This is a genomic window from Leclercia sp. Marseille-Q4284 (assembly GCF_916618945.1).
GTDB classification, from domain to species: Bacteria; Pseudomonadota; Gammaproteobacteria; order Enterobacterales; family Enterobacteriaceae; genus Enterobacter; species Enterobacter tamurae.
In genome coordinates, this window is the sequence record NZ_CAKAKG010000002.1 from 1,387,179 (window position 1) to 1,400,650 (window position 13,472).

14 protein-coding genes are annotated in these 13,472 nt (G+C 56.0%); 7 read left to right on the forward strand and 7 right to left on the reverse strand.

Annotated elements, in window-relative coordinates; translation table 11 throughout:
• Positions 1–4: 4 nt before the first annotated feature.
• Entirely contained in the window at positions 5–928 is a 924-nt protein-coding gene (aaeR, locus tag LG383_RS21380) for an HTH-type transcriptional activator AaeR (RefSeq protein WP_106994867.1), read from the reverse strand.
• Positions 929–1,105: 177 nt separating this feature from the next.
• Between aaeR and aaeX the strand changes: the two genes are divergently transcribed.
• The 5 genes from aaeX to LG383_RS21405 all read left to right on the forward strand — a co-directional run bounded on the left by aaeX (position 1,106) and on the right by LG383_RS21405 (position 6,082).
• On the forward strand, positions 1,106–1,309 hold the full coding sequence (gene aaeX / locus LG383_RS21385) for a p-hydroxybenzoic acid efflux pump operon protein AaeX (RefSeq protein ID WP_032614553.1): 204 nt from the start codon (positions 1,106–1,108) through the stop codon (positions 1,307–1,309).
• A 7-nt stretch (positions 1,310–1,316) separates the two neighbouring features.
• A complete protein-coding gene (gene aaeA / locus LG383_RS21390; RefSeq protein WP_106994897.1) occupies positions 1,317–2,249 on the forward strand; it encodes a p-hydroxybenzoic acid efflux pump subunit AaeA in 933 nt (310 codons plus the stop codon).
• Between the two features lie 5 nt (positions 2,250–2,254).
• Complete coding sequence (aaeB, locus tag LG383_RS21395) at positions 2,255–4,222, forward strand: p-hydroxybenzoic acid efflux pump subunit AaeB (protein ID WP_225760104.1); 1,968 nt, start codon at positions 2,255–2,257, stop codon at positions 4,220–4,222.
• Between the two features lie 87 nt (positions 4,223–4,309).
• Positions 4,310–5,764 carry an NAD-dependent succinate-semialdehyde dehydrogenase gene (locus tag LG383_RS21400; protein ID WP_106994865.1) on the forward strand — a complete coding sequence of 485 codons (1,455 nt, stop codon included), beginning with the start codon at positions 4,310–4,312 and terminating at the stop codon, positions 5,762–5,764.
• Between the two features lie 45 nt (positions 5,765–5,809).
• The gene (locus LG383_RS21405) at positions 5,810–6,082 is read left to right on the forward strand and encodes a barstar family protein (RefSeq protein ID WP_106994864.1); all 273 of its coding nucleotides are present in this window, start codon (positions 5,810–5,812) and stop codon (positions 6,080–6,082) included.
• A gap of 58 nt (positions 6,083–6,140) precedes the next feature.
• Here LG383_RS21405 and yhcN (LG383_RS21410) read toward each other — a convergent pair whose 3' ends face one another.
• The 3 genes from yhcN (LG383_RS21410) to argR form a co-directional block, all read right to left on the reverse strand.
• The gene (gene yhcN, locus LG383_RS21410) at positions 6,141–6,407 is read right to left on the reverse strand and encodes a peroxide/acid stress response protein YhcN (protein ID WP_106994863.1); all 267 of its coding nucleotides are present in this window, start codon (positions 6,405–6,407) and stop codon (positions 6,141–6,143) included.
• Between the two features lie 113 nt (positions 6,408–6,520).
• Positions 6,521–6,784, reverse strand: coding sequence for a peroxide/acid stress response protein YhcN (yhcN, locus tag LG383_RS21415; protein WP_106994862.1), 264 nt, complete (start codon positions 6,782–6,784; stop codon positions 6,521–6,523).
• Positions 6,785–7,160: 376 nt separating this feature from the next.
• Complete coding sequence (gene argR, locus LG383_RS21420) at positions 7,161–7,631, reverse strand: transcriptional regulator ArgR (RefSeq protein WP_032614540.1); 471 nt, start codon at positions 7,629–7,631, stop codon at positions 7,161–7,163.
• Between the two features lie 404 nt (positions 7,632–8,035).
• On the opposite strand from argR, the gene mdh reads away from it, so the two are divergent.
• Positions 8,036–8,974 carry a malate dehydrogenase gene (gene mdh, locus LG383_RS21425; protein ID WP_106994861.1) on the forward strand — a complete coding sequence of 313 codons (939 nt, stop codon included), beginning with the start codon at positions 8,036–8,038 and terminating at the stop codon, positions 8,972–8,974.
• A gap of 68 nt (positions 8,975–9,042) precedes the next feature.
• On the opposite strand, the gene degS is transcribed toward mdh, so the two are convergent.
• The 3 genes from degS to zapG form a co-directional block, all read right to left on the reverse strand.
• Positions 9,043–10,110 carry an outer membrane-stress sensor serine endopeptidase DegS gene (gene degS / locus LG383_RS21430; RefSeq protein ID WP_106994860.1) on the reverse strand — a complete coding sequence of 356 codons (1,068 nt, stop codon included), beginning with the start codon at positions 10,108–10,110 and terminating at the stop codon, positions 9,043–9,045.
• A gap of 88 nt (positions 10,111–10,198) precedes the next feature.
• Positions 10,199–11,563: a serine endoprotease DegQ gene (gene degQ / locus LG383_RS21435; protein WP_106994859.1), complete on the reverse strand. Its 1,365-nt coding sequence runs from the start codon at positions 11,561–11,563 to the stop codon at positions 10,199–10,201.
• A gap of 170 nt (positions 11,564–11,733) precedes the next feature.
• Positions 11,734–12,132, reverse strand: a complete 399-nt coding sequence (gene zapG / locus LG383_RS21440; RefSeq protein WP_106994858.1) for a Z-ring associated protein ZapG — start codon at positions 12,130–12,132, stop codon at positions 11,734–11,736.
• Positions 12,133–12,322: 190 nt separating this feature from the next.
• Between zapG and zapE the strand changes: the two genes are divergently transcribed.
• Positions 12,323–13,447 (forward strand): cell division protein ZapE, encoded by a 1,125-nt coding sequence (zapE, locus tag LG383_RS21445; protein WP_106994857.1) that lies wholly within the window; start codon positions 12,323–12,325, stop codon positions 13,445–13,447.
• The last annotated feature ends 25 nt before the right edge of the window (positions 13,448–13,472 follow it).

Consider the following 13,472-nt stretch of genomic DNA (forward strand, 5'->3'; position numbering starts at 1 on the left):
AGGGTTATTCCTTCCTTCCCCGCATCTCCTGAAACAGCGCCGCCACCTGTACGAAATAATCCGTCAGATAGTTAATGCACACCTGCACCTTCAGCGGCAGTTTGTCCTTTTCGGTATAGACCGCATACACCGGGCGCGGATCCGACTGATAGCGCGGGAAGAGGATCTCCAGCTCGCCGCTGTTGATCTCATTGATCACCCACATCAGCGGGACGTAAGCGATCCCGGCCCCGGCCACCAGCCAACGGGAGATGGTCATCGGATCGTTGGTGACAAAGCGGCCCTGCGGCAGCAGTTTTGTCGAAAGCCCTTCGGGGGCAATCAGCTCAAATTCATTGTCCGGGCGCACGCTGTACTCCAGCCAGGCGTGATTGCTGAGATCTGCCGGTTTCTCCGGAATCCCCGCTTTGGCGAGGTACTTTTTCGCCGCGCACACCACCATCGGCATACTGCCCAGGCGGCGGGAGAAGAGGCTGGAATCCTGCAAGGCCCCGACGCGGATCACCAGATCCAGTCCATCGGCAATCAGATCCGGGGCGGGAATGCCGGTGACCAGATTAACCGTCAGCCCAGGATACTCCTGCAACATCTCGGCGGTCATTCCCGCCAGGACATTTTGTGCCATAGTTGAAGAGCACCCGATACGCAGCGTGCCGATAGGGGTGTTGTTGAAAGCGTAAAGCTGCTCGTGCACCGACTGGGCCTCATACAGCATCCGCCGACAGCCCTGATAGTAGATTTTGCCGGCTTCGGTCAGGCCCAGGCTGCGGGTGCTGCGGTTAAGCAGCTTCACCTGGAGGTCATCTTCCAGTTTGGCGACGGTCTGACTGATTGATGAGACGCTCATCTGTAGTTGCCTGGCTGCGGCGGTAAAGGAGCCCAGCTCAACGACTTTGGCAAAAACCGACATCCGTTTTAGACGTTCCATTATTCACTCTGGCTTAAAAGTGATTTAGATCACATATGATAGATAACAGCATAACAGTTACGCTAATATATTATTTATACATTATAGCTACGCCACTCTCGCCCGGCTTTTCTTGCCCCTTCTGCGGTGCCGTATGCTGAATAATTCTTTCGCCTGCTCGCTCTAATCAAGGTCAACATGAGTCTGTTTCCCGTTATCGTGGTGTTCGGATTATCGTTCCCCCCGATTTTCTTCGAACTGCTTTTATCACTGGCGATTTTTTGGCTGGTGCGAAAGGTGCTGGCTCCTACCGGGATCTATGATTTCGTCTGGCACCCTGCATTGTTCAATTCCGCGCTGTATTGCTGCCTGTTCTATCTGGTATCGCGACTGTTTGTTTGAGGTAGATGTGAAAACGCTAACAAGAAAAATCTCCCGTACCGCCATTACTCTGGCACTGGTTCTCCTCGCGTTCATCGCTATTTTTCGCGCGTGGGTTTACTACACCGAATCACCCTGGACGCGCGATGCACGCTTTAGCGCCGACATCGTCGCCATTGCTCCGGATGTCGCGGGGCTCATCACTGCCGTCAATGTGCATGACAACCAGCTGGTGAAAAAGGATCAGGTGCTGTTTACCGTTGATCAGCCGCGCTACCAGAAGGCGCTGGAAGAAGCGGAAGCGGATGTTGCCTACTACAAGGCACTGGCTGCGGAAAAACGCCGTGAGGCAGGGCGCCGTAATCAGCTCGGCGTGCAGGCGATGTCCCGCGAGGAGATCGACCAGTCTAACAACGTGCTGCAAACCGTGCTGCATCAGATGGCGAAGGCCGAGGCCACGCGGGATCTGGCAAAGCTCGATCTTGAGCGTACCGTGATCCGCGCCCCGTCCGACGGCTGGGTGACTAACCTCAACGTCTATACCGGCGAGTTTATTACCCGCGGCTCTACCGCCGTGGCGCTGGTCAAACAGCACTCCTTCTATGTGCTCGCCTATATGGAAGAGACCAAGCTGGAGAACGTCCGTCCTGGCTATCGGGTAGAAATCACCCCCCTGGGCAGCAACCGTGTCCTGAAAGGGACGGTCGACAGCGTGGCGGCAGGGGTGACCAACTCCAGCGCCACCCGCGACAGCAAAGGGATGGCAACCGTTGACTCCAATCTGGAGTGGGTGCGTCTGGCCCAGCGCGTGCCGGTGCGTATTCGACTCGACGATCAGCAGGGCAACCTGTGGCCGGCGGGTACCACCGCCACCGTCGTCATCACCGGCGAGAAAGACCGTGACGCCCGCGATGATTCGTTGTTCCGCAAAATTGCCCATCGCCTGCGCGAGTTCGGTTAATCGCCATGGGCATCTTCTCCATCGCCAACCAGCACCTGCGCTTCGCGGTTAAGCTGGCCTTCGCCATCGTGCTGGCGTTGTTCATCGGTTTTCACTTTCAGCTGGAAACCCCCCGCTGGGCGGTACTGACGGCAGCGATCGTTGCCGCAGGCCCGGCGTTTGCGGCGGGGGGTGAACCTTACTCCGGCGCCATCCGCTACCGTGGGATGCTGCGTATTGTCGGCACCTTTATTGGCTGTATCGCCGCGCTGACCATCGTGATCCTGATGATCCGTACCCCGCTGCTGATGCTGATGGTGTGCTGTATCTGGGCCGGTTTTTGCACCTGGATCTCCTCCCTGGTGCGGGTGGAAAACTCCTACGCCTGGGGGCTCTCCGGCTATACCGCCCTGATCATTATCATCACCATCGAGACCAATCCGCTGTTGACGCCGCAGTTTGCCGTGGAGCGCTGCAGTGAGATTGTGATGGGGATTGTCTGTGCGATCGTGGCGGATCTCTTGTTCTCTCCCCGTTCCATTAAGCAGGAGGTCGATCGCGAGCTGGACGCGCTGATCGTTGCCCAGTACCAGCTGATGCAGCTGTGCATTAAGCATGGCGACAGTGAAGAGGTCGATAACGCCTGGAGTGCGCTGGTGCGTCGTACCACCGCTCTGGAAGGGATGCGCAGCAACCTCAATATGGAGTCGTCGCGCTGGTCACGGGCAAACCGCCGCCTGAAGGCGCTGAATACCGTCTCCTTAACGCTGATCACCCAGGCCTGTGAAACCTATCTGATCCAGAATACCCGCCCCGAGGCGATCACTGAGACCTTCCGGGAACAGTTTGCCGTCCCCGTCGAGACGGTCCAGGATGTGCATAAACAGCTCAAACGCATGCGGCGAGTCATCGCCTGGACCGGCGAACGTGACACCCCGGTCACTATCTATACCTGGGTTGGCGCGGCGACGCGCTACCTGCTGCTCAAACGTGGGGTGATCGGCAATACCAAAATCAGCGCCACCGAAGAGGAAGTCCTGCAGGGCGAGGTGGTGGTCAAAGCCGAGTCGGCGGAACGTCACCACGCGATGGTCAACTTCTGGCGCACCACGCTTGCCTGCATGCTCGGGACGCTCTTCTGGCTGTGGACCGGCTGGACCTCCGGCAGCGGTGCGATGGTGATGATCGCCGTGGTCACCTCGCTGGCGATGCGTCTGCCCAATCCGCGGATGGTGGCGCTCGATTTTCTGTACGGCACCCTGGCAGCGCTCCCGCTGGGCGCCTTCTATTTCTTGGTGGTTCTGCCCTCGACGCAGCAAAGTATGCTGCTGCTCTGTATCAGCCTTGCGGTGATGGCCTTCTTTATTGGTATAGAAGTGCAGAAGCGCCGCCTGGGCTCGCTCGGGGCGCTGGCCAGTACCATCAATATTCTGGTGCTGGATAACCCGATGACGTTCCACTTCAGCCAGTTCCTCGACAGCGCGCTGGGGCAGATTGTCGGCTGTTTCCTCGCGATGATGGTCATTCTGCTGGTACGTGATAACTCCCAGGCCCGTACCGGGCGCGTGCTGCTGAACCAGTTTGTCTCCGCGGCCGTTTCAGCGATGACCACCAACACCGCCCGGCGCAAGGAGAACCATCTCCCCGCGCTCTATCAGCAGCTGTTTTTACTGCTGAACAAATTTCCGGGCGATATCGCGAAATTCCGGCTGGCTCTGACCCTGATCATTGCTCACCAGCGTCTGCGCAACGCACCGATACCGATCAATGACGATCTCTCTGCGTTCCATCGCCAGCTGCGACGCACTGCCGATCACGTCATGTCGGCCTCCAGCGACGATAAGCGGCGACGCTACTTTGCCCAGCTGCTGGCGGAGCTGGACATCTATCAGGAAAAACTGCGCATCTGGGAGGCACCGCGACAGGTGACCGAACCGGTGCAGCGGCTGGTGGGGATGTTGCATCGATACCAGAATGCCCTGACCGACAGCTGATCCTCCTGAAAACCGACGCCGTAAGCGTCGGTTTTTTTGTGACTATACTTATTCGGGCAAGTACTTAAACCCCGAATGGGAGGATACATGACTACCCAGGCTCTTCAGGACAGTGCGCTATTTCAGACAGGATATTTGGTCGATGGCGTATGGAAAACGCTCGATACCACATTCGATGTCGTTAACCCGGCCACTGGTGAGGTGATTGCCAGCGTGGCCAAAGCGGGCACCAAAGAGACCGAAGAGGCTATCGCCGCCGCGAGCCGTGCTTTCCCGGCGTGGCGTGCCAGAACCGCAAAAGAACGCTCGGCCATCCTCTATCGCTGGTATGAACTCATCATTGAGAACAAGCAGTGGCTTGGACAACTGATGACCACCGAGCAGGGTAAACCGCTGAAAGAGGCGGAGGGCGAGGTCGAGTATGCGGCCAGCTTTATTCAGTGGTTCGCCGAGCAGGCCAAACGCGCCAACGGTGAAATCATTCCCCCTGTGAAACCCGGCTCCCGCATTCTGGCCACCCGCGAACCCATTGGTGTGGTGGCAGCAATCACACCGTGGAATTTCCCGATGGCGATGCTGACCCGTAAACTCGGCCCGGCACTGGCCGCAGGCTGTACCGGGGTGATCAAGCCAGCTAACAATACGCCGCTCAGCGCCTTTGCCCTGCTGACCCTGGCCAAAAAAGCAGGCGTCCCGGATGGCGTACTCAACGCGGTGGCGGGCAGTACCTCCGAGATCAGCGATGCGATCATGGCCAGTCATGAGGTGCGCAAAATCTCTTTTACCGGCTCGACGGCGGTCGGCAAAACGCTGGTACGCAATGCCGCCGAGACCATGAAAAAAGTCTCGATGGAGCTGGGCGGGAATGCGCCCTATATCGTCTTTGACGATGCCGATATTGATGCTGCGGTGAAAGGCGCCATCGCCAATAAATTCCGCAATGCAGGCCAGGTCTGCGTCAGCGTCAACCGCTTCTATATTCAGGAGTCGGTATATGACGCCTTTGTCAGCCAGCTCGCCGCCGCCGTAAACGACTTAAAAGTGGGGAACGGCCTGGAGGAGGGCACCGTAGTCGGGCCGCTGATTGAACCTGCCGCCGTGGACAAAGTGCGCGAGCATGTTGAGGACGCGGTCGCCAAAGGGGCGACGGTACTGGCAGGCGGCAAGGCGCACGAGCTGGGCGGCAACTTCTGGCAGCCAACGGTGTTGGGCGATTGTCATGAAGGCATGATGCTCGCCAGCGAAGAGACCTTTGGGCCCGTTGCGGCCTGCTTCCGTTTTACCTCCGAAGAGGAGGTTATCCAGCGCGCCAATAATACGCCGTTTGGTCTGGCCGCCTATTTCTACACCCAGAATCTGCAGCGGGTATTCCGCGTCTCACAGGCCATTGAGAGTGGGATGATCGGGGTTAACGAATGTGCGGTTTCCACCGAACTGGGGCCATTTGGCGGGGTAAAAGAGTCAGGGCTGGGCCGTGAAGGGTCAGTATTGGGACTGGAGGAGTTCCTGGAAGTGAAAACCCTGCATATCGGGGGATTATAATCGACAGGGCGGCAGCAGCCGCCCGCCTGGACGGGGTGGCGGGAAATGAATATCTATACGTTTGATTTTGATGAAATCGACAGTCAGGAAGACTTTTATCGTGAGTTTTCACGAACCTTTGGCATAAGACGGGAGAGCGTGACGGACCTGGATTCTCTGTGGGAGATTGTCACCGGTAACCAGTTGCCGCTGCCGCTTGAAATCGAGTTTACCCATTTACCGGAAAAACTGCGCAGGCGCTTCGGGGCGTTGATCCTACTGTTTGATGAGGCGGAAGAGGAGCTGGAAGGTCAGATTCGCTTTAACGTTCGTCCGTAAAAGGCAAAAAAAAGCCCCTGCGAGGCAGGGGCAAGTCGTAGTTCAATACGACGAGGGTTTATTTGTACAGCTCGGCCGTGGCATGCCAGTGGTCGCCTGTATTCATCTCGGTAATGCGATAGCTGCTGGCGCCCGCTTTTTCAGCTTTTGCGGCCAGGGCCTGACGGATATCCATTGGAGAACCGGCAACTTCAGTCACGCCTACGCTACCCATTGATTGCAGGTTTTGTGCTTGCTCCGCAGTAACCTGATGCACAGCTGCGCTGGCACCGAATGAGAGAACGGAAGCTAAACCAAGGGTGGCGATGATTAATTTAGTGTTCATAGTCTTTACTCCTTACAGGGCACGTTCAACGGCAAGAAGGGTTGTGCTGCTATTTTTATGCCTGGTGTCGTTGAACTGAGATAACGGGTAGTTCGGGTTATGCGCGGTACGTCTTATTTGTACAGCTCAGCAGTAGCATGCCAGTGGTCACCGGTACGCGCTTCGATCACGCGGTAGGAGGAGGCACCCTGTTCCTGCGCTTTTTTGTTCAGCATCTGGTTCATGTCCATCGGAGAAGTACCGATTGCACCAACAGAAACAGTACCGATAGATTCGCGGGACTGGGCCTGATCGGCATTAATTGAATCGGCGGCAAAGGCACCGAAAGACAGGACAGACAGAACGCTTAGAGTGGCTACGGTTGTTTTGATTTTCATGATTCTTTTCCTCGTCATATTCTTTACTGGGGTCTTCGTTTCGTGACCCTCATCACAAAATCAAGTATACACTAATAACGGCAAAAATTAATACCATGCTAATTGTTTCTCGTGAAATTACGTATTAAGCAGACGATGTTTTATAACTGAAGAGAATAAAAAAGCAGGATTTAGATGCGTGACAGAGGATTATTTTTAGCAAAATCAGGGGGATAGTAGAATTTGATTATTCGTGCGGTCGTGAAAGTATCATCCACTATATGAATGAATTGAAGTGGAAAAACGCACTATTTGTTAAATCGCAGATAACAGATTGTAAGGCAAAACGAGGCGGGAGCCGAAGATTCCCCGCTGCGCCAGGCAGCAGGGAAGAAGATCAGAGTTCCTGTTCGAACAGCACCAGAATGGCTTCGTAGAGGTCTTTCACCGAGAAACCATTAGCCGGGGTGGTGAAGATGGTATCGTCGCCGGCGATGGTGCCGAGAATACCTTCTGCTTTGCCGAGCGAGTCAAGCAGACGCGCAATCAGCTGGGCAGCGCCCGGGCTGGTGTGGATCACCACCACCGCATCGTTATAGTCGATATCCAGCACCAGATTCTTCAGCGGGCTCGAGGTGGTCGGTACGCCCAGTTCAGCAGGCAGACAGTAAACCATCTCCATTTTGGCGTTGCGGGTACGTACCGCGCCAAATTTGGTTAACATGCGGGAGACTTTCGACTGGTTGATATTTTCGAAGCCTTCTTCCTGTAAGGCCTGAACGATCTCACCCTGAGAACTAAACTTTTCTTCTTTAAGCAGCGCTTTGAACGCCTTAACCAATTCTTCTTGTTTAGAAGAGATTCGCATAAATCACCCGAAATATAGCGGTAGAAACAACATTATTATGCACATGGATGAATTTTTATGCAAACTATCTGCCCAATCTTAGGCTGAAATAATGTTATGAAAGGGAGTGATTTTATCAAATTTCGTTATCGAGGAACATGCCTGCATCACGCCTCGTAAATAAGCTTAAAAGTAAATTAAATGTTATCAAATTGATGTTGTTTTGGTGGCTGGCGAGGGTGTATTGTAACCCCCTCTTGATTCGTTGCTTAGTTATCGCATAACGCCTGATAGCCTTCCGGCAGAAGCGAAAAGCGCGTGACCGCTAATTCTCAAACCATGAAGATTGTAATTATTGATCTGCTGAATTAAGGTCGCCGCGACGGAGTAACAGAAAGTTAGCTCACCATAATAAGGAGTTTAGGATGAAAGTCGCAGTCCTCGGCGCTGCTGGCGGTATCGGCCAGGCGCTTGCCCTACTACTGAAAACTCAGCTGCCTGCAGGCTCAGAACTCTCTCTGTACGACATTGCCCCGGTAACCCCTGGTGTGGCGGTTGACCTGAGCCACATCCCGACGGCTGTCAAAATCAAAGGCTTCTCCGGTGAAGATGCGCGCCCGGCGCTCGAAGGCGCAGACGTTGTGCTGATCTCCGCAGGCGTGGCGCGTAAGCCAGGCATGGATCGTTCCGATCTGTTCAACGTGAATGCCGGTATCGTTAAAAACCTGATTCAGCAGGTCGCGACAACCTGTCCGAAAGCCTGCATCGGGATCATCACTAACCCGGTTAACACCACTGTTGCTATCGCAGCAGAAGTGCTGAAAAAAGCGGGCGTGTATGACAAGAACAAACTGTTTGGCGTGACCACGCTGGACATCATCCGCTCCAACACCTTTGTAGCGGAACTGAAAGGCAAGCAGCCAACTGAGCTGGAAGTGCCGGTTATCGGCGGCCACTCTGGCGTGACCATTCTGCCACTGCTGTCCCAGATCCCAGGCGTCAGCTTCACCGAGCAGGAAGTGGCTGACCTGACCAAACGTATCCAGAACGCTGGCACCGAAGTGGTGGAAGCGAAGGCGGGTGGCGGCTCTGCAACCCTCTCTATGGGTCAGGCGGCAGCACGTTTCGGTCTCTCTCTGGTGCGCGCCCTGCAGGGCGAGAAAGGCGTGGTGGAATGTGCGTACGTTGAAGGCGACGGCGAGCATGCACGCTTCTTCTCTCAGCCGCTGCTGCTGGGCAAAAACGGTATCGAAGAGCGTAAATCTATCGGCACCCTGAGCGCGTTTGAGCAGCAGGCGATGGCCGGCATGCTGGACACGCTGAAGAACGATATCGTTCTGGGCGAAGAGTTCGTTAACAAGTAAGCGACGCACTCCCCGTCAGGGCAATAAAAAACCGGAGCACTGACTCCGGTTTTTTTATGTCTGCTGACTTAGTTGGTGGCCGGGTATTCCTGAATGGTCACCTGCAGGGTCAGCTTCTTATCATCCCGCATCACTTCCACCGGAATGATGGAGCCAGGCCTGATCTCAGCCACCTGATCCATGGTCTCGAGGGCTGACAACGCCGGTTTACCGTTCACCGAGACGATAACGTCATTAACCTTAATGCCAGCTTCCGCCGCCGGGCCGCCGGGAGTGACTTCGTTAACCACAATCCCCTGGATCTGATCGATGCCGCCACCCTGGGTATGCAGCGGAGCAATCTCACGCCCGCCAATGCCAATGTAGCCACGGATCACCCGTCCGTCGCGAATGAGCTTATCCATAATCTTGTTGGCCAGCTGGAACGGGATGGCGAAGCCAATGCCTTCGGGCGTTTCCCCGTCGTTGCTCTTATCAAACGAGAGGGTATTGATGCCCATCAGCTCGCCCAGCGAGTTCACCAGCGCGCCGCCGGAGTTGCCGTGGTTGATGGAGGCGTCCGTCTGCAGGAAGTTCTGCCGTCCGGAGGGGTTCAGGCCGATACGCCCCGTCGCGCTGATAATCCCCTGGGTGATGGTCTGACCGAGGTTGTAGGGGTTACCGATCGCCAGCACCACGTCACCGATATGCGGGGTACGTTTACGGTTGATAGGGATGATGGGCAGGCCGCCCGTGGCGTTAATTTTGAGGACCGCCAGATCCGTCAGGCTGTCAGAACCCACCAGCAGAGCCTCAAAGACGCGACCATCCTGCAGCGCAACGATGATCTGATCGGCATCGTTGATCACATGTTTGTTGGTAATGATGTAGCCGCGTTCATCCATGATCACCCCGGAGCCCAGGGTACGGATCTCCAGCTGATTATGGCTGGTGCTGTTCAGGCCGCGGTTATAGACGTTAACCACCGCAGGCGCGGCGCGGCGTACTGCCTGATTGTAACTGGCAGGTGTTTCATCTGCGCTGTCAAATTGCGGCGCAGCCAGCTGATTAAACTGACGTAAAGAGGGCATCGCGACCAGTAACAGGCCACCTACAACCAGGCCGATGGCGACCGAACGAATGAGCTTTAAAACCATGATACGGGCGTCGTTAAGGGAAGATCGCAAGCAGCATAGCATGACTTATCCGGACATCACACGTGGCGATGTCCGGACGTGTACAGGCTTAACGCAGCAAAATATAGAGTGTATCGTTACCGCGCACGATCTGCAGGGCGATAACGGTCGGTTTGCCTTCCAGCACTTTGCGCATTTCGGCGATGGACTGCACGCGAACGCGGTTCACCCCGATGATCACGTCATTCTCATGCAGACCGGCCTGGGCGGCAGGGCTGCTCTTCTCGACGCTGTCGAGGGTGATGCCTTTAGTGCCGTCTTTCAACTGCCCGTCGCTTAAGGTCGCCCCTTGCAGCGCTGGGGCAATCATCTCTGCGCTGGCGGATGATGAGGTGCTTTTGTCCAGCGTGACCTGCAGATCCAGCGGCTTGCCGTCACGCAGAATGCCGAGCTTAACCGTGGCACCCGGCTCCGTGGTAGCGATGCGCGAACGCAGTTCGGCAAAGCTGCTTAACGGTTTGTCATTCAGGCTGACGATCACGTCCCCGGATTTGACCCCCGCTTTTGCCGAGCCGGAGTTCGGTAACACTTCGCTGACGAAGGCGCCGCGCTGCACGTTCAGGTTGAACGCTTTGGCAATATCCGCGCTCATTTCCGTGCCTTTGATGCCCAGCAGCCCACGTTTGACTTCGCCAAACTCAATCAGCTGCTGTGCCAGGGTGCGGGCCATATTGCTGGGGATGGCAAAACCGATCCCGACGCTGCCGCCGCCAGGCGCCAGAATGGCGGTATTAATGCCGATCAGCTCCCCATTCAGGTTCAGCAGGGCGCCGCCGGAGTTACCGCGGTTAATAGAGGCGTCAGTCTGGATAAAGTTTTCCAGCCCTTCGAGGTTCAGGCCACTGCGACCCAGGGCAGAAACGATGCCGGAGGTGGCCGTCTGGCCGAGGCCGAAGGGGTTACCGACCGCGACGGCGAAATCCCCGACGCGTAACTTGTCGGAATCCGCGATGGCGATCTGCGTCAGGCCGGTTGGGTTCTGTAACTGCAGCAGGGCGATATCACTCTGATCGTCCCCGCCAATCAGTTTGGCCTCGAACTCGCGACCATCGTTCATCTGGACGCTGATTTTATCGGCATGGCTGATGACGTGGTTATTGGTCAGGACATAGCCTTTCGCGGCATCGATCACCACGCCGGAGCCGAGACCCTCAAAAGGCTGGGCCTGGTCAGGGGCCTCATCGCCAAAATACTTTTTCAGCTCCTCCGGGATGCGCTGGCTTTGCACAGCGGTGCCTTCAACCTGCACGCTGACGACCGCAGGCAGGACTTTTTCCAGCATCGGGGCAAGGCTCGGGAGCGCCGCCTGGCCCGGGACCTGCGAGGGGATTGCGGCCGCCGCCGGATAGGATGCCGACAGCGATAATCCGATACTCAATGCTAACGCGCTCAACAGCTGATTTTTTTTGTTCATTTATGCTGGCTCTCGCAACCTGGAATGGAGGAATAACGGCCCTAAAACAGTCTGATGTTATTGAATTTTAAAACGCTGGACAATGAGGTGTTTGACTAAATAATAGCTGGGGTCGGGAAGAAAGGACGGGCGCAATGCCTGCGCCCGTAAAATTTATTTGTGATGTGCGATTAATCGCGCTTTGCGCCACCGCGCAGCAGGCCGGATGCGCCTTCGGAGTAGTCACGTGGCATCTGTACGGGCGCCTGATCGTTACCGGCTTCGGACTCCGCCAGACGGTTGCGGAACGGATTGTTCTCCGCGCTCATCTCCGGCAGCAGGCTGCTGGAGCTTTTCGCCATGTGCTGATAAAGCTTGCGGTAATCATGGGCCATGTTGTCCAGCAGCTCGGCGCTCTGGGCAAAGTGGCTTACCAGCTCTTCGCGATACTCATCCAGCTCAGCTTTGTTCTTTTCCAGTTCGTACTGTAACGCCTGTTGCTGGCGCAATTTACGATTTCCAAAACGCATGGCCACGGCGCCAATAGCGATGCCGACGACTAAACCAATTAGCGCATATTCCCAGGTCATGAACTTCTCCCGTTGTCTTGTGGTTCCGTAGGGTGTTGGCTCGGCTTCATGCCTGTGCCTGATTATGCCACTATAACCGCTATTTCCTTAGAAGTGGAATCCCACCGCATCATCGCGTACTGTAGAACGGCCTTTTTTTCGCCAACTGAGCAGGCTGGCGGGTATTAATTGAAGGAATAACAATAAGATTATGCAAAGCCTTTCCCCGACATCGCGTTACCAACAGGCCCTGAATGAGGGCTCCCACCAGCCAGATAATGTACAGCGTGAAGCGGTAAATCGTCTGGACAGTATCTGGCAGTCATTGACCACCCAGCCGACCGGGACCGCACCTGCGGCAGGACTCAAGGCTGCGTTTGGACGGCTGCTGGGTAAGAAAGCGCCGCAGAGCGTCACGCCGGTACGCGGTTTATATATGTGGGGAGGGGTAGGGCGCGGTAAAACCTGGCTGATGGATCTGTTTTACCAGAGCCTGCCGGGAACGCGTAAGCAGCGTCTGCATTTTCACCGCTTTATGCTGCGGGTGCATGAAGAGCTGACCGCCCTGCAGGGGCAAAGCGATCCGCTGGATATCGTTGCCGAACGCTTTAAAGCCGAAACCGACGTGCTGTGCTTTGATGAGTTTTTTGTGTCAGATATTACCGACGCCATGCTGCTGGGTGGGTTGATGAAAGCGCTGTTTGCCCGGGGCATTACGCTGGTGGCAACCTCCAACATCCCACCGGATGAGCTGTACCGTAACGGTCTGCAACGCGCTCGCTTCCTGCCCGCTATCGATGCGATAAAAGCGCATTGCGACATCATGAATGTCGATGCTGGCGTCGACTATCGTCTGCGGACGCTGACTCAGGCTCATCTGTGGATTTCGCCGTTGAACGACGACACGCAACGGCAGATGGACAAACTGTGGCTGGCGCTGGCCGGGGCCGAGCGTGATAACGCTGCCGTGCTGGAGGTGAATCATCGCCCGCTGCAAACCCTGGGCACCGTCAATCAAACCCTCGCCGTGTCGTTTGCGACCCTCTGTGTCGATGCCCGCAGCCAGCACGACTATATTGCGCTCTCACGCCTGTTCCATACGGTGATGCTGTTTGATGTCCCGGTGATGACCACGCTAATGGAGAGCGAAGCCCGACGCTTTATCGCGCTGGTCGATGAGTTTTACGAACGCCACGTCAAGCTGGTGGTGAGCGCCGCTGTGCCTTTATATGACATCTATCAGGGGGAGCGGCTGAAGTTTGAGTTCCAGCGCTGTCTGTCGCGCCTGCAGGAGATGCAAAGCGAAGAGTACCTGAAGCGCGAGCACATGCCGTAATAAATGCCACCCTCTCCCCGTGGGA